This window comes from Sciscionella marina DSM 45152, from assembly GCF_000379465.1.
GTDB lineage: Bacteria > Actinomycetota > Actinomycetes > Mycobacteriales > Pseudonocardiaceae > Sciscionella > Sciscionella marina.
In genome coordinates this window covers 46,328-63,292 of record NZ_KB905382.1, presented here as the reverse complement: position 1 = coordinate 63,292, position 16,965 = coordinate 46,328, and the positions used below count along the sequence as shown (strand labels likewise).

Annotated in this window: 15 protein-coding genes; 8 read left to right on the top strand and 7 right to left on the bottom strand. The window is 66.6% G+C overall.

Features of this window, described 5'->3' with window-relative positions:
• Positions 1–1,308, top strand: a complete 1,308-nt coding sequence (locus tag A37U_RS0110625; protein WP_020496621.1) for an MFS transporter — start codon at positions 1–3, stop codon at positions 1,306–1,308.
• Here A37U_RS0110625 and A37U_RS0110620 read toward each other — a convergent pair.
• Entirely contained in the window at positions 1,292–3,076 is a 1,785-nt protein-coding gene (locus tag A37U_RS0110620; protein ID WP_083933370.1) for an MOSC domain-containing protein, read from the bottom strand. The genes A37U_RS0110625 and A37U_RS0110620 overlap by 17 nt on opposite strands.
• Positions 3,069–3,917 (bottom strand): alpha/beta hydrolase, encoded by an 849-nt coding sequence (locus tag A37U_RS0110615; protein ID WP_020496619.1) that lies wholly within the window; start codon positions 3,915–3,917, stop codon positions 3,069–3,071. Before A37U_RS0110615 ends, A37U_RS0110620 begins: the two co-directional genes overlap by 8 nt.
• 117 nt (positions 3,918–4,034) lie before the next feature.
• Here A37U_RS0110615 and A37U_RS0110610 point away from each other — a divergent pair, with 117 nt between their 5' ends.
• From A37U_RS0110610 to A37U_RS0110595, 3 genes are all read left to right on the top strand, one after another.
• A complete protein-coding gene (locus A37U_RS0110610; RefSeq protein ID WP_020496618.1) occupies positions 4,035–4,808 on the top strand; it encodes an AraC family transcriptional regulator in 774 nt (257 codons plus the stop codon).
• A gap of 397 nt (positions 4,809–5,205) precedes the next feature.
• Positions 5,206–5,472: a hypothetical protein gene (locus A37U_RS0110605; RefSeq protein WP_020496617.1), complete on the top strand. Its 267-nt coding sequence runs from the start codon at positions 5,206–5,208 to the stop codon at positions 5,470–5,472.
• Positions 5,473–5,625: 153 nt separating this feature from the next.
• The gene (locus tag A37U_RS0110595) at positions 5,626–5,967 is read left to right on the top strand and encodes a hypothetical protein (RefSeq protein WP_026197079.1); all 342 of its coding nucleotides are present in this window, start codon (positions 5,626–5,628) and stop codon (positions 5,965–5,967) included.
• 1 nt (position 5,968) lies between these two features.
• On the opposite strand, the gene A37U_RS0110590 is transcribed toward A37U_RS0110595, so the two are convergent.
• Positions 5,969–7,171 (bottom strand): M20 metallopeptidase family protein, encoded by a 1,203-nt coding sequence (locus A37U_RS0110590; protein WP_020496615.1) that lies wholly within the window; start codon positions 7,169–7,171, stop codon positions 5,969–5,971.
• A 410-nt stretch (positions 7,172–7,581) separates the two neighbouring features.
• On the opposite strand from A37U_RS0110590, the gene A37U_RS0110585 reads away from it, so the two are divergent.
• Together A37U_RS0110585 and A37U_RS0110580 are read left to right on the top strand one after the other, a co-directional pair.
• Complete coding sequence (locus A37U_RS0110585) at positions 7,582–8,238, top strand: maleylpyruvate isomerase N-terminal domain-containing protein (RefSeq protein ID WP_020496614.1); 657 nt, start codon at positions 7,582–7,584, stop codon at positions 8,236–8,238.
• 79 nt (positions 8,239–8,317) lie between these two features.
• Positions 8,318–9,889 carry a helicase HerA-like domain-containing protein gene (locus tag A37U_RS0110580; protein ID WP_026197078.1) on the top strand — a complete coding sequence of 524 codons (1,572 nt, stop codon included), beginning with the start codon at positions 8,318–8,320 and terminating at the stop codon, positions 9,887–9,889.
• Between the two features lie 21 nt (positions 9,890–9,910).
• Here the strand turns inward: A37U_RS0110580 and A37U_RS0110575 are convergent, their stop codons facing one another.
• Complete coding sequence (locus A37U_RS0110575; RefSeq protein WP_020496612.1) at positions 9,911–10,666, bottom strand: NUDIX hydrolase; 756 nt, start codon at positions 10,664–10,666, stop codon at positions 9,911–9,913.
• A gap of 158 nt (positions 10,667–10,824) precedes the next feature.
• Here A37U_RS0110575 and A37U_RS43095 point away from each other — a divergent pair, with 158 nt between their 5' ends.
• Together A37U_RS43095 and A37U_RS51375 are read left to right on the top strand one after the other, a co-directional pair.
• Positions 10,825–11,688: a 5'-methylthioadenosine/S-adenosylhomocysteine nucleosidase family protein gene (locus A37U_RS43095; protein WP_240437544.1), complete on the top strand. Its 864-nt coding sequence runs from the start codon at positions 10,825–10,827 to the stop codon at positions 11,686–11,688.
• Positions 11,685–13,871 (top strand): hypothetical protein, encoded by a 2,187-nt coding sequence (locus A37U_RS51375; RefSeq protein ID WP_157182742.1) that lies wholly within the window; start codon positions 11,685–11,687, stop codon positions 13,869–13,871. The genes A37U_RS43095 and A37U_RS51375 overlap by 4 nt, the downstream gene beginning before the upstream one ends.
• A gap of 16 nt (positions 13,872–13,887) precedes the next feature.
• On the opposite strand, the gene A37U_RS0110560 is transcribed toward A37U_RS51375, so the two are convergent.
• From A37U_RS0110560 to A37U_RS0110550, 3 genes are all read right to left on the bottom strand, one after another.
• Positions 13,888–14,136, bottom strand: coding sequence for a PASTA domain-containing protein (locus A37U_RS0110560; RefSeq protein WP_157182741.1), 249 nt, complete (start codon positions 14,134–14,136; stop codon positions 13,888–13,890).
• 140 nt (positions 14,137–14,276) lie between these two features.
• Positions 14,277–16,469 carry a catalase/peroxidase HPI gene (gene katG / locus A37U_RS0110555; protein WP_020496608.1) on the bottom strand — a complete coding sequence of 731 codons (2,193 nt, stop codon included), beginning with the start codon at positions 16,467–16,469 and terminating at the stop codon, positions 14,277–14,279.
• 33 nt (positions 16,470–16,502) lie between these two features.
• Positions 16,503–16,937: a Fur family transcriptional regulator gene (locus tag A37U_RS0110550; protein WP_020496607.1), complete on the bottom strand. Its 435-nt coding sequence runs from the start codon at positions 16,935–16,937 to the stop codon at positions 16,503–16,505.
• Between the last annotated feature and the right edge of the window lie 28 nt (positions 16,938–16,965).

Genomic DNA, 16,965 nt, shown 5'->3' with positions numbered 1-16,965 from the left:
GTGCCGAACTCCCCGGACCAAGCGCGCAGGAATCGGCGCGCTACCGCCACCAGCGTTCTGACCACCGCGATCGAGTGGTACGACTACTATCTTTACGGCCTGGTCTCCGGACTGGTCTTCGGACACGTCTTCTTTCCGGCCTCCAGCGCCACATCCGGCACACTGCAGTCCTTCGCGATCTTCGCCGTCGGATTCATCGCCCGGCCCGTGGGCGCGATGCTGTTCGGCCATTTCGGCGACCGGTTCAGCCGCCGCACCGCGCTCATCTCCAGCACGCTCTGCATGGGAATTCCCACCTTCGCCGTCGCCCTTGTTCCCGGCTACGAGACCGCGGGACTCGCGGGCGCGATCATCCTCCTCGTGCTCCGCGTGGTGCAGGGCATCGGGCTCGGCGGGCAGTGGGCGGGCGCGGTGCTGGTCTCCATGGAAACGGGACAGGCCAAGCGGCGCGGATTCTTCGCCTCCTGGGCGCAGGTCGGTTCCCCGCTGGGCCTGATCCTGGCCAATCTCGCGATCATCGCCACCCTCGGGGTGACCGGCTCGGACCGGTTCGCCGAATGGTCCTGGCGGATTCCGTTCATCGCGAGCGCGGTACTGATCGGGGCGACCCTGTACGTCCGGGCCAAGGTCGAGGAACCGCGGGCCGAAGCGCCGAAGAGCACCGCGAATCCGCTGTTGGTACTGCTACGCGGGCACTGGCGTCAGGTGCTGCTCGCCGCGCTCACCCGCACATCCGAAATGGCGCCGTTCTACATATTCACGACTTTCGTCATCACCTATGGGAAGAACTTCCTCGGGCTACCGGAAAATCTCGTGCTGGACATCGTGCTGTTCGCCTCGATGCTCTCCCTGGTGACGATTCCGCTGTTCGGGCACCTCTCCGATCGCTGGCGCCGCAAACGCGTCTATGTCGCCGGCGCACTGCTCACCGCGGTGTGGAGCCTGGCCTACTTTCCCCTTCTGGATACCGGAACCACCGCGCTCATCGCGGTCGCGGTCACCGTTTCGCTTGTGCTGCACGACATCCAGTACGGCCCGCAGGCGGCGCTGATCGCGGAGAGTTTCCCGCCCGAGGTGCGCTACAGCGGTACCGCGCTCGGTTCCCAGCTCGCCTCGATCATCTCGGGCGGGCCCGCGCCGATCATCGCGACCGCGCTCTACGGCTGGACCGGCTCCGGGCTCGCGATCGCCGGCTATCTGGTGCTGTGCGCACTGATCGGGGCGGGCGCCGCGATGTTGCTGCGCACCGGTGCCACCAGCACGAGCACGGAAGTGCCCGCCCCGCTCGCGCTCAGGCATCGATCGTGAGGTCGCTCGTGGGAACCGCACAGCACAGCAACACCGCATCCCCGCTCGGCTGCAGCACCGGTTCCAGCGTGTATGCGGTAGCACCCGAGCTGACCTGTTGCACGCAGCTCTGGCAGGCACCTTCCCGGCAGCCCGACCGCAGCCGCAACCCGGCCCGGTCGGCGAGATCGAGCAGGCTGCCGCTTTCCGGATCCCACTGTTCCTCCACCCCGCTCGCGCCGAACCGGACCCGGAACGGGCCGGGGCGCGGCGCCGGACTGCGCTGCCCGACGGTCATCCGCGGAGACTGGAACACCTCGTAATGCAGGCGATCCGCGGCGAGTCCCGCATCCCGCAGTTCGATTCCGCACTCCTTCTGGAACTCTACCGGGCCGCAGAGGTGAGCCACCGCGTCCGGCAGCGACAGCTGCTCGGCGGCCAGCGCGGCGACCGCGGGCCGGCCGGCCGTGGCACCGAGCGCCGCGCACTCGTCCAGGCCGGGTCTGGTCAGGTACAGCCGCAGCCGCGCGCCGGGCAGCCGTTCGGCGAGCCGTTCCGCCTCCTGCCACAGGGCGAGCTGGCTGCCGTCGCGCGCGGTGTGGCAGAACAGCACCGGACCGGTGAACCCGATCCGGGCGAGCCCGGCCAGGATCGGCAGCATCGGCGTGATCCCGATGCCCGCGCTGGCCAGCACGACCGGGTGGGTCACCGGTTCCGGCAGCGCGGGCTCCCCGAACGGCCCGGAGATCAGCACATCCGAGCCGGTCCGCAGCGTATCGTGCAGCAGCCGCGAACCCCGGCCGTCCGATTCGCGTTTGACGCTGATCCGGAGCTGCCCTTCGCGGGCCCCGGAAATCGTGTAGGAGCGCCACAACGGGCCTTCCGCGTCGTGCAGATGCACCCGCAGATGCTGGCCGGGGCTCGGTTCGAGGCCGAGTGTCCACAGTGGATCACGGAGCCAGAAGCTGGTCACCGCATCACTTTCGGCATTCCTGCACACCAGTTCGGCCGGGCGCGGCCACCTCGGCAGTTCCGGGGCGGACGGTGCGGCGGCCCCGGAACGCAGCGCGGCCGCCGCGGCACCGGTCTCCAGCACGGTGGCCCCCTCGCGCAGCGTGCCCGCTCGGCACACCCTGGCGTACACCCCGCAGAAGATGTGCCCGTGCCGGGCGCCGAGCAGCGCGGGCAGGTTCACGTCGTCCTCCCCGGTCTCCGGATTGACCGAAGTCGCCCGGCAGCGCGCGATCGGGCGCAGCACCTCCAGTTCGACCTCGCCGATCCGCAGCCGCCGCCCGATCAGGCCCAGTTCCCACCAGGCGGGCAGCCCGCAGAGATACAGATTGCCCCGGAATCGCAACGGATCCAGCGGCGCTTGGGCCAGTTCGCCGATCCCGGCAACGGTCTCCAGATTGATCAGCGAGAGGGTGGCGTCCTGCTGATCCCAGTACGCCTTCGCGGCCTCCACGAGCTCCACCGGGCTGCCGAACCAGCGCGCGGGCGCCTCTTCGGCGGAGGCGGTTCCCTCCGGTCCGTGCAGCGCCAGTTCACCGTCCCGCACCGCGGAGCCGAAACGGGTCAGCTCCGCGTTCTTGGCCAGATGCAGGAAGGCGGTGCGTGGGACCCACGCACCGCCTTCGGGGACCGGCTCCGCTCCGGTGGCGATCGCCCACCGCCGGTCGTACGGCAGTCCCTCGCCCACCGTCGTCTCGGCCCCGGTCAGCCGCTGGCCGTGCAGTCCCTTGACCGGATAGCGGTACATCCGGGCAAGTCGAACCTGGCCGTCATTCATCGCGCACCATGCCGAGCATAGCTTCGAACAGCGGGTCGCCCTGTTCGGAAAGTCGTTCCACGGCACGAAAATGGTGCCCGTCCGGCTGGTCGACGACCCGGCAGTCGTGCCCACGGCCGCGCCAGGCGGCGGCGAATTCGCGCTGCTGACGGTGGAATTCGGCGGACTCGTCCCCACCGACCGAGAGGATCAGCGGGGTCGGGACCGCGGGCTCGGCGTGCACCGGGCTGTGCCGCTCGGCCACCGTCTCGTCCATCCCGACCACATCGTTGAGGTAGCAGCGCTGGATCGGGTCCAGGTCGTAGAGCCCGCTGATCGCGCAGCCGCCCTTGATCAGGTCCGCCGGCCTGCCGAGCTCCGCCCACGGGGTGGCCAGCATCCGCGCGGTAAGGTGCCCGCCCGCGGAATGGCCGGCGACATAGAGCCGGTTCGGGTCGGCACCGAAATCGGCGGTCTTGTCGTGCACCAGGCCGATGGCGTCCCGGACATCCGCCACGATCTCGTCCATTCCGACCGCGGGGGCGAGCCGGTAGTTCACCGCGGCGAAGCAGACCCCGCGCTCGATGTAGGACTGGGCGAGGAACGCGAACATGGACTTGTCCAGCGACTGCCAGTACCCGCCGTGCAGGAACACCAGCACCGGGTCCGCCCCGGTCGATTCCCGCGCGGGGAACACATCCACCGACTGCAGCGCGTTGTCCCCGTAGAACACCTCCAGCACCGCGTCCCTGCGGGCCCGCACCGGGGCACTCATCCGCGAGAAACGGGAAAATACCGAGAGATAGTCATCGATCCCCGCGCGGACATTGTATTGCGCGTCCAGCCAAGCCCGGTCGTTCATGCGGTCAGCCATTCTCCTTGGTTGTTGCGAGTCATCGCCGATCTGTCTATAAACCTACGAGGAACCGAACTGGCCGAGGGCCGCATCCGAGCCAACTATCGTCGGGAAGCTGCCAAAATGTACGGGAAGAGCGAGGACCGGGACGACTACCAGGACATCCCCCGCCCGGTCGGTGGCATGGCGCGGGATCTGCCCGACCGGCACTACATCCCACCGCACGCGCACCGCAGGGACCAGCTCATCTACGGCGCGAGCGGGGCCATCACCGTGATCAGCACCGAGGGGACCTGGGTGGTGCCGCCACAGCGCGCGGTGTGGGTGCCCGCCGGAGTGGAACACGCCACCCGGACCTGCGGACCGGTGCCGATGCGCACCCTGTACATCGAGCCGAGCGCGCAGGCCGCCCCACCGACCCGGTGCATGGTGATCTCGGTCTCCCCGCTGGCCCGCGAACTCATCATCGCGTGCACCAGGATGCCGACCGAATACGAGGAGAGCGGCCGGGACGGGAAAGTGGTCTCCCTGCTGCTCGACGAGCTCGTGCCCGCTCCCGTGCTTCCGCTACACCTGCCGATGCCGCACAATCCCGGCCTCGCCCGGCTGTGCACCCGGATCATGGCCGAACCCCAGCAGGAGTGGACCTTCGCCGAATCGGCGCGGATCGCGCACCTGAGCGAGCGGACCCTCGCCAGGCGGTTCCGCGCCGAGACCGGGTGGAGCCTCGGCCGCTGGCGCCAGCAGGCGCGGCTGCTCACCGCCGTGCAGCTGCTGGCCGGCGGGAACACGATCGGGATGACCGCGAGCCTGCTCGGCTACCACAGCCCCAGCGCGTTCACCGCCATGTTCCGTAAAACCCTCGGTGTCGCACCGAGCCAGTACTTCGCGGCCTGAGCTGTTTTCCTTTCACTGTCCGGCGCGGCAGTTTCCTCCCGGGGGAATGTTCCGGAAACCGGCGATCGAGTTGGCAGATCCGGATCGAAACATCACCCCGGATCACGCGGCACAAAATGAGCTGGTTCGAGGTCAGGCGCGTTGGGAATTCAGCTATGAAAACCGATGAAGCGAATACCGCGACCACGGAGAGCAGGGCAGCGGCCTCGGGCATTGACTGCATCATTCGGGAGCTGAAATCTTCGGAACGCATTCGGCAAGGGTCGATTGCACGCCGGGGAACTCGGCAACCTACTGGAGGCACGATGGTTTCCGGCCAATCGGTCACGCTCGGCCCGGAAAAGCCCTGGGCGAGCACCGTGAGCATCGTGCCGCCGCGGGAACCGTTGCGGTTCCTGTGGTATTCGCAGCGGCATTCCCGACAGAACTGACCGAACACGCGGATTACTTCTACACCCGCAAGTTCCCCGACGAACAGGTCCGCGCGCCGTGGCAGCGGCCGCTTTCCGAATACCACGGGGAAGGGCACCGCCGCTTCTACGAGGTGACGGTCGGCGAATGGTGGCTGCTGGGCCTCGGCCACTGGGCGGCCACGATGAACGACCAGCGCATCGAGGTGGACCTCGCGGCCTTGCGGCAGGCACCGAAAGAACCGGCCCGGTGAACGCCGCCCTGTGGGGAACACCGTTCCGGGACCGGGAGCTCGAGGCAACCGAGGCCCTGCTCAGCATCGAGGCGTGACCGCCGGGGTCACTCTGCCGGGTGAAACCTCGCGGCCGACTTGCGTTCAGGAATGCGCATATCATCATGAATGGCCATGACAGCGAACACAGCACATCAACCGGCGGAACGGCACGCGCACACCCATGGCCCCCGGTGCGGCCATGAAGCGGTGATCCATCACGACCACGTGGACTACCTGCACGACGGGCACGTGCACCGGGAGCATCAGGAAACCGACGGCATGCACTACGACGAATGCGTGGCCTGCCAGTGCCCGCACTGCACGGATTCCTGCGCCGTGTGCAACTGCACGGACTGCCAGTGCCCGACCTGCAATCACGCGCACTGCCAGTGCGGCAACTGCGCGGGGGACTGCGCCTGCGTCAACTGCGCCTGCGCCGACTGCACCTGCCCCACCTGCAGGCACGCCGCGTGAGCTACCCGGCTGCGGCGAGCCTGCGGTGGGCGAGCCCGGCATAGGCGGCCGCGCCCCGATCCAGCACCTCGTCGGCGAACAGGGCCTGCGCCGAGTGGTTGTTCGGCATGCTCGCCGGATCGGCACCTTCCGGACAGGCACCGAGCGCGAGGAAGGCGCCGGGAACGCTGTGCAGCACCCGGGAGAAGTCCTCGGAACAAGTGAACGGATTCCGTGCCGGTTCGACGCTCTGCTCCCCGTGCAGCTCGCGCACCGTATCGGCGGCGAACCCGGCCTCCTCGGCGTTGTTCTCGGTGACCGGGTAGAGCCGCCGGTAGTCGATGTCCACGGCGAGCCCGTGCGCGCCCGCAACCCCCTCGCACACGGTCACGAAGGCGTCCTTGACCCTGGCGTGCGATTCGGCCGAGAGCGAGCGCACGGTGGCCTCGAAGCGGACCTGCTCGGGAATGATGTTGTGCTGGGTGCCCGCGTGGAAGGACCCCACCGTCACCACGACGGGATCGAACACGTCGAACCGGCGGGTCACCATCGTCTGCAGCTCGCCCACCATAGTGCAGGCAGCCGGAATGGGGTCCAGTCCGCGGTGCGGTGCCGAACCGTGCCCGCCCGCCCCGGTGACCGTGACGGTGACGGTGTCCGAGGCGGCCATCATCGGTCCGGGCCGGGTGGTGAACACGCCGTGCGGCACCACCGAGGCCATCACGTGCAGCCCGTAGGCGGCGACCGGGCGGGAACCGCTCGCCTCCAGCACACCCTCGCTGATCATGTGGCGCGCGCCGTCATGGCCTTCCTCGCCCGGTTGGAACATGAACACCACATCGCCGTCGAGTTCCGCGCGGCGGTCGGCGAGCAGCCGGGCCGCGCCCACGAGCATCGTGGTGTGCAGATCGTGCCCGCAGGCGTGCATGGAACCGCCCGTCGCGGCGAACTCCACCCCGCTGCGCTCGGCGATCGGGAGGGCGTCCATGTCCCCGCGCAGCAGCACGGCCGGGCCCTTCCCCGCGCCGCGAAGCACGCCGACCACCGAGGACAGCGCCTCCCCGGTGCGGATCTCCAGCGGCAGCCCGTCCAGCTCCGCGAGCACCGCTTCCTGGGTGCGCGGCAGGTTCAGTCCCGTCTCCGGACTGCGATGCAGCCGATGCCGCAACCGGGCCAGTTCCCCGGACAGTTCGCGGGCGTCCTCGGCGATTCCGGACAGACTCATCCACGCACCCTTTCCTCGGTCACACCTTCGATGGCGATTCGATGATGCGGGACCGGTCGATGCGGGATGGCGGAGGGGCGAGGAATTTCCCTGAGCGCGGCCGGAATGCCAGAAGCGATCCTGCACGTGCTCCCGGTGAATCCGCGCGCCACCTGGAACCGGATCGCGCGGACCACCGGGCTCGATCCCGGTACCACCGCCCGGCAGCAAGTCCTGCTCAGCCAGGGAAGGCCGCCCCTGTGCTGCGAGCTCCCGGACCGGGCCGCGGATACCGGACCGTTCGCTCGCGCCGCGGCACCGGAAGCGGATGGGCCGCCTGCCCGGCGAGCCCGGCCGCGGCGCGGACACCGTCGCGCTCGAGCCCTGGAAACTCCTTCGCCGCCGCGCTCGCCCGCTGCTAGTTTGCCGGTGTGGAACCCTTCGCCCGCTCCTGGTCGGCGCTGTGCGCCGCGGTCGCCGAACTCCGCGACGAGGACTTCACCCGGCCATCGGGCTGCACCGGCTGGCTCGTGCGTGATCTGGTGTGCCACCTGGTCATCGATGCCCAGGATGTGCTGATCACCCTGGCCACGCCCGCCGAGACGGAACCGACGAGGGACGCACTGAGCTACTGGGAGCTGGCCGAATCCCCGCCGACCGGGGATGATCCGCTCGACGCGCTGATCGTCCGGCTGGCCGCGGCCTACGAACAGCCCGGGCTGCTGAAATTCCACCTCGACGATGTCGGTTCCGCCGCGCGCCGTGCCGCCGGGCTCGCCGATCCGGACCTGCGAGTCGGCACCAAGGGCCAGGTGCTCACCGCGGGCGACTACCTCACCGCCTACGTGCTGGAGTCGACGCTGCACCACCTCGACCTGATCGCGCACCTGCCGGAGAGCACACCACCACCCGCGGACGGCCTCGCCCGATCCCGGGAGATGCTGGAGCAGCTCGCCGGTGCCGCGTTCCCCGCCTCCTTCCCGGATACGGACGCCCTGCTCATCGGCACCGGACGGCGAGCACCGAGTGCGGCGGAGCGGGACGGGCTCGGGGCGGTCGGCACCCGGCTGCCACTGATCCTCGGCTGATCCGCTCTCCGCGTTTGCCCTGTTCAGCGCCTCAATGTAGGTTGTCACGGTCTGTCCGGTGCAGCCACACGAGGAGTGCATGATGAGCGAGGACACCGCCAGGGCCATCGCGGACGGGTACCGGTTCGAGGGTGCCGCCCTCGAACTCGGGGCCGTGCAGATCGACGGGGAGGTCGCGACCGGGCAACAGGTCCGGGTCCCGCTCGCGATGCTGAACCGGCACGGGCTCGTCGCCGGGGCCACCGGGAGCGGCAAGACGAAGACACTGCAACTGCTCGCCGAACAGCTCTCCGCGGCCGGGGTTCCGGTGGTGATGGCGGACGTCAAAGGTGACCTTTCCGGGCTCGCGAAACCCGGCGAACCGGGCGAGAAGATCGAGGAGCGGGCCCGCCAGGTCGGCGATGACTGGTCCGCGGCCGGGTTCCCAGTACAGTTCCTCTCGCTCGGCGCGGGCGGCAAAGCCGTTCCGGTGCGCGCCACCATCACCAGCTTCGGCCCGGTGCTGCTGTCCAAGGTGCTCGGGCTCAACGACACCCAGGAGTCCACCCTCGGCCTGATCTTCCACTGGGCCGACTCGAAAGGGCTCGAACTGCTGGACACCAAAGACCTGCGCGCGGTGATCCAGCACCTGCTCTCCGATGAGGGCAAGGCCGACCTCAAGGGCATCGGCGGAGTGTCCACCGCGACCGCGGGTGTCATCCTGCGCGCCCTGGTCAACCTGGAGGCCCAGGGAGCGGACACCTTCTTCGGCGAGCCGGAGATCGAGATCGCCGACCTCATCCGGCGCGAGGGCGCACAGGGAGTCATCTCGCTGCTCGAACTCGACGAGCTCGCCGGGAAACCCGCGCTGTTCTCCACTTTCCTGATGTGGCTGCTCGCCGAGCTGTTCCACGAACTGCCCGAGGTCGGCGACATCGAGAAACCCGAGCTGGTGTTCATCCTCGACGAGGCACACCTGGTCTTCGCCGACGCCTCCAAAGCCTTCCTCGAACAGGTCGAGCAGACCGTGAAACTCATCCGCTCCAAGGGAGTGGGCGTCCTGTTCTGCACCCAGCTGCCCACCGACATCCCCAACACCGTGCTCTCCCAGCTCGGCGCCCGCGTCCAGCACGTCATCCGCGCGTTCACCCCGGACGACCAGAAGGCCTTGCGCCAGACCGCGAAAACCTATCCCGTCTCCGAGGTCTACGACATCGAACGGGCACTGACCTCGCTCGGCACCGGGGAGGCCATCGTCACCGTGCTCTCCGAGACCGGCGCGCCGACTCCGGTCGCCTGGACCAAACTGCGCGCCCCACGCTCCCTGATGGGCAGTATCGGGGCCGCAGCCGTCACCGAGGCCGCCAACGCCAGCCCACTGTCCGCGAAATACGCCGAGACCGTCGACAGCGAATCCGCCTACGAGAAGCTCCAGGACGAGGAAACGCCGGCGGAATCGGACTCCCCCGCCGGACAGGAAAAACCGGCCGGGGACAACGAAAAACCAGCCGACGGCGAGAAACCGGCCGGGAAATCCGAGAAGGAGGACCCGGGACTCGTCGCCCAGGCCATGGCGAACCCCGCGGTGCGGTCCTTCCTGCGCTCGACCGCGAGCAGCATCGGCCGGGAGATCACCCGCAGCGTGTTCGGCACCAGCAGGCGCCGCCGCTGACCGCGGCTCGGCGATCGTTCCTCAAGTAGACATATCGTCGTGCGGAGTAGTTCCGGCGACTGGACGGCTCCCGGCACGCAGAATCGCGGGATGCAACAGCTCGGCCGCCCCCCGACGATAAACGGCGGCGGGACGGCCACCCTTCTGCCGTGACCGGGCACCGGTCGGTACAAGAAATCCGGGGCTTCCGGTGACTTTGCGATGAAAATTGCGCGCATCCAGGCGTTGTCCCCAGACGATTTCGTACACCATGCGCAGCTCGCTCACGGTGAACTCTGATGGACAGAATGCCGCACCGAGCGTGGTGTACTCCAGCTTGCTGCGTGCACGCTCCACAGCATCGGCAACGATCTGATCGTGATCGAAGGCGAGCCGCACGTCGCCATCCAGGATCGGCTGCACCGGCGACCACACTGCATGGAGGGCATCCCCGCCAGCAGTAGGACTGGGCAGATGTGGCACGAATGCGAGATAGCAAATAGTGATCACACGTTGCCGCGGATCGCGATACGGGCTGCCATAGGTACGGAGCTGCTCGAGATGTAGATCGCTCGGATCCAGACCGGTCTCCTCGGCCAACTCTCGCGCCGCCGCCGTGTCCGTGTCTTCCATTGTCGAAGCCAGAAACCCCCCGGGCAGCGCATATTTGCCACGAAACGGCTGGACTCCACGGCGTATCAACATGATCTGCAACGCACCGGAACGAACGGTCAACACGGCGAGATCGACCGTGACCGCGACCTCGGGAATGGTCCAGCCTCCGTCGCTCGCCTGCACACTGCGTGACGCTCGAGTCTTCACACACTCAGCCTAACGTCCCTCAGTATCGCCATCCGAGCTATTATCGTCAACTTGACGAGAACGGGTATCGATCGCTAGCTTCATTTACAGACACCGAACCGACGGCAGCAAAAGGGGTAGCCGTGATCGTTGTTATGACAGCACTGCCGGTGGAACACGAGGCAATGTGCGCACATCTATCCAATATCGGAGTACATCGCCATCAGGCCGGGACCGTGTTCAAGACCGGCCACCTAGAGGGCACCGATGTGGCCGTGGCCTGCATCGGGCAAGGCAACAACACCGCAGCTTCACTGGCTGAACGCGCCATTGCGGAGTTTCAACCCTTCGCGATGTTTTTCGTTGGCGTAGCGGGCGGTCTACGACCATGGCTCGAGCTCGGCGATGTCGTGTTCGGCACGCGGATCTATGCATACCATGGTGGCAAACAACAAGATCAGGATTTCCTGGCGCGCCCGCGCGCCTGGGAAGCCTCACACCTCTTAGAACAAGAGGCCAGGCTATTGGCGAGATCAGCGAAAGCCAGCGAACTTCAGGTGCATTTCGACCCGATCGCTGCCGGCGAGGTAGTGCTGAACTCTCAGGATTCGACGCTCGGTGAGCAGCTTCGGCACAATTACAACGACGCGGTAGCCATCGAGATGGAAAGCGCGGGCATCGCCACCGCCGGTCAGCTCAACCATGATGTGCACGTGGCCACGATCCGCGGTATCAGTGACCACGCCGATGGAAACAAAGAGCGGGTGGACGCCACGGGGAGCCAATCCGCCGCCGCGGATAATGCCGCAACCTTCGCCGCCGAGCTGATCGCAGCTCTTCCCGATGACAAACCGGAAAGTCGCCAGGAGACCGGCGAGCCACGTCAACAAGCCGTGCAGAACACTAATATCGCCAGCGGAAACGCCCAGGTCGGCCAGCAAATAGGGACGATAAGCGGCGTCCAGTCCATCCAGTTCGGCAATGCCCCCGACCAGCCGCCACGGGGTGAGCGCGCATGACAGAACGCGAACGTCGCGATGGCTGGCACAAGAGCCCTTGGCAATCAGAGGTTAATAGAAATTTAGCGACCGGGAACGCCCATGTCGACGCCCAGATCAGCCACATCGACACGCTGATTTACAATCAGCCCGAGCAAGAAACACCTGAAAAATCACAGTTGCGAGCACGCAGCTTACTGAAGAGGGGCGTTTGGCGCGAGGCAGAGGAAATCCTTCATGAGCTCTCGCTGTCCAATCGGCATCTACCGGACCTGCCGTATGACTACGTGCTTTCGATACTGAGCGGCCGCACCCCGAGTGAGCTCGGCAAAGAAACATATGAGCGACTCGCCCAGGCGAAAACGCTGCCAAGGGAAATGCTTGGAACGCAGACCGCACCTGTGTTCGATTTACTGCTGGAAATAGTTCCTCAAGTATTGCGACAGGCAAGGAACAACAACCAAGAAGAAGAACCGGAATTCATCCGCAAGATCGAACAGCTGCCCGCGGACTACAGGGAAACGATCAACGCGTACCTCGACCCGCTAATCAGTAGTATACGCGGGGATAGACAGGAGCGAGAGCAAGCGAAATGGGTGGCGGATGCCAGAATGAACGCAGACAGGGAGCGGCGAGCGTGGAAGTTCTTCGAACCTCCCCCCGTGCGCCCCAAAGTCGTCGTAGCGCAACGAGGACCACTCGACGAAATGACCATTCCGCAGCTCTGCTGGGGAATGGTCATCCTCATCGCCGGATGCGCCTCGGTGATCCCAGGAGTCAACGCGGGAAACCTGACCCTTGCCGCATCCGGTCTTCCGATCTTCATCTGTGGTTGCATAATCGGCACCTATGCGCAAGGAAAGCGAACTTACCGTCGCAAGCGACGCGCAACGCACCAACGATGGTTCGCCGAACGTACCCAACCACTGGAACTCAAGTCGCCCGGACACTGGGTTCGTACCGATTTCGTCCGCAAAGTCCATAAGCGCTGTGACCATCACTTTTATTTCAATAGCCGTTTTCACTCCAAACATGATGGCCACTACAGCGACAAAGAAATTCGCCGTTGGGATGCGGATACCAGTGGCGCGCGTGACAGTTTAAAGAATCGGTTCGTCAAACTTTACGGTAACGCCAACCTCAAGAACCCGTGGTCGGTGAGCTGGCTGATCGAGTGGCATGCCAAACGCGTCAAAGCGCAATGGTTATCGGGAACCCTTTTCGACTTCCAGGAACGGTTCGCTCCTCGGACGTCCGACACAGCCTGGCTGTTCGCCGGCATCGCCCTCGGATCACTCGGTGCGCTCAGCATCGCTTTCTCCGGCTGGTGGTTCCTAGCCGCCGGGGCCTCCATCGGGGTCAGTGGTTCTCTGCTCAGTATCGCGATAGCCGACTTCCTCTCCCGGCGATGGATCTACCACGACGAACAAGACGAAAACGATGAGTTGCATACCGAAGAAACACTCGGCTATGAGGAGCGGGTCGAACTGCTGAGTGACCGCCCGAAAGACCATGAAATGGCAAAGTGGCTCAACCTGGACAAACGTTATCTGAAGTACGAGGCTTTACGGCGGTGTGGTCTGGCTGGTCGCGAACTGTTCAACGAGCTGATCATGACCCAGCGTGACGACCGTGCGCTACGACGCTGGGATGGAGGCCCCGTACGGTACTCGAGGTACATCGTCATGGTCTTCCTGCTCACCGCATCGGGCGTTCGCGAGGTCGAGACCAAGCTGGATTTTCTCAATGGGTACTCCTACGACGAACAACGTACCTCGTTCGCCTACAGCTCGGTAACCTCCGCACGAGTTACCGAGGTGGGTCGACGGCTTGAACAGGAAGGCGCTCTGGTCGCACGAGGCGAACAACCGGTTCAGTTAGGTAGAAGGGCGTTCCACCTCACCCTCTCCAGCGGCGAAGAGATCGAGGTGATCGCGGAAGACTTCCGGGGCCTCGCCGATATCGACCGAGAGCCCCCGGAGAAGCTCGCCAAGCTCGCACTGGACAGCTCCGGCATCACCGGCGCACTGCACACCATGGAATCCGTCGCCGCCGAAGGGCAGGCGTGGGTGGCGAGAGAAACCGAACGACGCCAGCAACAGCTGCGCGACTGGGAGGGCACCGGCCAGCAGGAAACCGATATCGGCACTGAACGCTTACCACCGGCAAACGGTACGACTGGTACGTACATAGCCAAGACGTAGTACCGGCGATTCCGGCTCAGTGCGACCGTGGCGCGGGGATGGGCGGGACATCCGGCCCGTCCAGCCACACGGTGACCGCGGCGCCGGGCGGGGCCCAGATCTCGGCCATCGGGTCCTGGCTGACCACCCGGGCGCCCTCGCCGAATTCGATCAGCCGCAGGCCTTCCTTGCTCGCGCGGGATCTGGCCTCGCTGCCGGTGAGCCCGAGCAGCGAGGGCACGGGGACCTGGCGGGTTTCGCGGAATCGAACACCGTGTCGGCTCATGGCAACCCCGGAATACGTGATGCTGGCGCGAGATGTTCAACGTTACTGAACCACGCGACGGCGCACCAGTCACCGAATGTGGGGATACGAGAAACCGGCCCGGCAGCGATGCTGCCGGGCCGGTTTCCTCGGTAGGAGAATCAGGCGAGGTCGAACCGGTCGAGGTTCATGACCTTGTGCCACGCTGCGACGAAGTCCCCGACGAATTTCTCGCCGGAGTCGGCGCAGGCGTAGACCTCGGCGACCGCGCGCAGTTCGGAGTTCGAGCCGAACACCAGGTCGACCCGGCTTCCGGTCCAGCGGACCTCACCGCTCGCGGCGTCCCGGCCGGTGAACGTCTCGGCGGACTCGTCGTCGGGCTCCCAGCTGGTGCCCATGTCCAGCAGGTTGACGAAGAAGTCGTTGGTCAACGTTCCCGGCCGTTCGGTGAGCACACCGAGGGCGGAGCCCTGGTGGTTGGCACCGAGTACCCGCAGCCCGCCGAGCAGCACGGTCATCTCGGGCACGCTGAGCGTGAGCAGGTTGGCCCGGTCGACGAGCTGGTACTCGGCAGGGAAGGCGCCGCCCTTGCCCGTGTAGTTGCGGAACCCATCGGCCTGCGGCTCGAGGTGGGAGAACGATTCCACATCGGTCTGTTCCACGGACGCGTCCCCGCGGCCCGGGCTGAACGGCACCTCGACGGTGACCCCGGCGGCCTTGGCGGCCTGCTCGACGCCGACACCACCGGCGAGCACGACCACATCGGCGAAGGAGACCTTCTTGGCGTCGGTACGCCCGGCGTTGAAGGACTCCTGTATCTCTTCCAGGGTGCGCAGCACGGGGCCGAGCTTCGCGGGCTCGTTGACCTCCCAGTCCTTCTGCGGCTCGAGCCGGATCCGGCCACCGTTGGCCCCGCCGCGCTTGTCGCTGCCACGGAACGAGGAGGCGGCGGCCCAGGCGGTGGACACCAGTTGGGCCACATCGAGGCCGGTCTCGGCGATCTTGTTCTTCAGTTCGGCGATCTCGGCCTCGCCGAGCAGCTCGTGGTCCGGCTTCGGGATCGGGTCCTGCCAGATCAGTTCCTCATCGGGCACCTCCGGCCCGAGGTAGCGCTCGACCGGGCCCATGTCACGGTGGATCAGCTTGAACCAGGCCCGGGCGAACGCGTCCGCGAAATAGTCCGGGTTCTCCATGAACCGCCGCATGATCGGCCCGTAGATCGGGTCGACCTTGAGCGCGATGTCCGTGGTCAGCATGTTCGGCGCGATCCGCTTCTCCGGATCGTGCGCGTGCGGCACGGTGCCTTCGCCCGCGCCACCCTTCGGCCGCCACTGCCAGGCGCCGCCTGGACCCTGGTAGACCTCCCATTCGAAGCTGAGCAGGTTCCACAGGAAGTTCGTGGTCCACTTGGTCGGCGTGCTGGTCCAGGTGACCTCGATGCCGCTGGTGATCGCGTCGGCGCCGGTACCGGTGCCGAAGTCGTTCTTCCAGCCGAGACCCTGCTGCTCGAGCGGAGCGCCCTCCGGGTTCGGGCCGTTGTGCGAATCCGGGGCGGCACCGTGCGTCTTGCCGAAGGTGTGCCCACCGGCGATCAGCGCCGCGGTCTCCTCGTCGTTCATCGCCATCCGGCCGAAGGTCTCGCGGATGTCCCGCGCGGCGGCGACCGGGTCCGGCTGGCCCTCGGGGCCCTCCGGATTCACGTAGATCAGGCCCATGTGCGTGGCGCCGAGCGGCTTCTCCAGATCCCGCTGCTCGTTCAGGATGCGCTTGTCGCTGCCCAGCCAGGTGGTCTCGGAGCCCCAGTAGACATCGTCGTCCGGTTCCCAAGTGTCCACCCGGCCACCCGCGAAACCGAAGGTCTTGAAGCCCATCGACTCCAGCGCGACGTTGCCCGCGAGCACGATCAGGTCCGCCCAGGAGAGCTTGTTGCCGTACTTCTGCTTGACCGGCCACAGCAGCCGCCGCGCCTTGTCCAGGCTGACGTTGTCCGGCCAGCTGTTCAGCGGGGCGAACCGCTGCTGCCCGCCGCCGGCGCCACCGCGGCCGTCACCGACCCGGTAGGTGCCCGCGCTGTGCCAGGCCATCCGGATCATCAACGGGCCGTAGTGCCCGAAGTCGGCGGGCCACCAGGGCTGCGAGGTGGTCTGCACCTGCTCGATGTCCCGCTTCACCTCGGCCAGGTCGAGGGAGTTGAACGCCTCGGCGTAGTCGAACTGCTCGCCGAGCGGGTTGCTCGCGGGGTGGTTCTTGGCGAGGATCTTGAGGTTGAGCTTCTCCGGCCACCACTGCCGGTTGTCGGCGCCCTCGACGGGGTACGGCGAAAACGGGCAGCCGGTTTCGGGACTATCGGACACGGGACTCCTCCACGATCAGGACGTACAGAGTGGTCAGGAACGGGTGGTAGCGGAACTGCATTCGGGACACAAGCCCCGGTAGACGACCTCGGCCTCGTCGATCACGAAACCGTGGTCCTCGGAAGCGGTCAAACAGGGCGCCTCGCCGATCGCGCAGTCGACATCGGCGATTGCACCACACGAGCGGCACACCACGTGATGATGGTTGTCGCCGACTCGTGCTTCGTATCGGGCCACCGAACCCGGTGGATCGATGCGCCGCACGAGTCCCGCGGCGGTCAGTGCGCGCAGCACGTCGTAGACCGCCTGATGGGACACCCCGCCGAGCTCCGCGCGCACGAGGTTGATGATCGACTCCGTGTCGGCGTGCGGATGCGTGTGCACCGCGGACAGCACCGCGAGCCGGGGGCGCGTCACCCGTAGCGCGGCCCCCCGCAGTGCCTGTTCGTGGTCCACCGTCGTCGACACGCTCCGGAGTATGCCGCACTCATTGGAA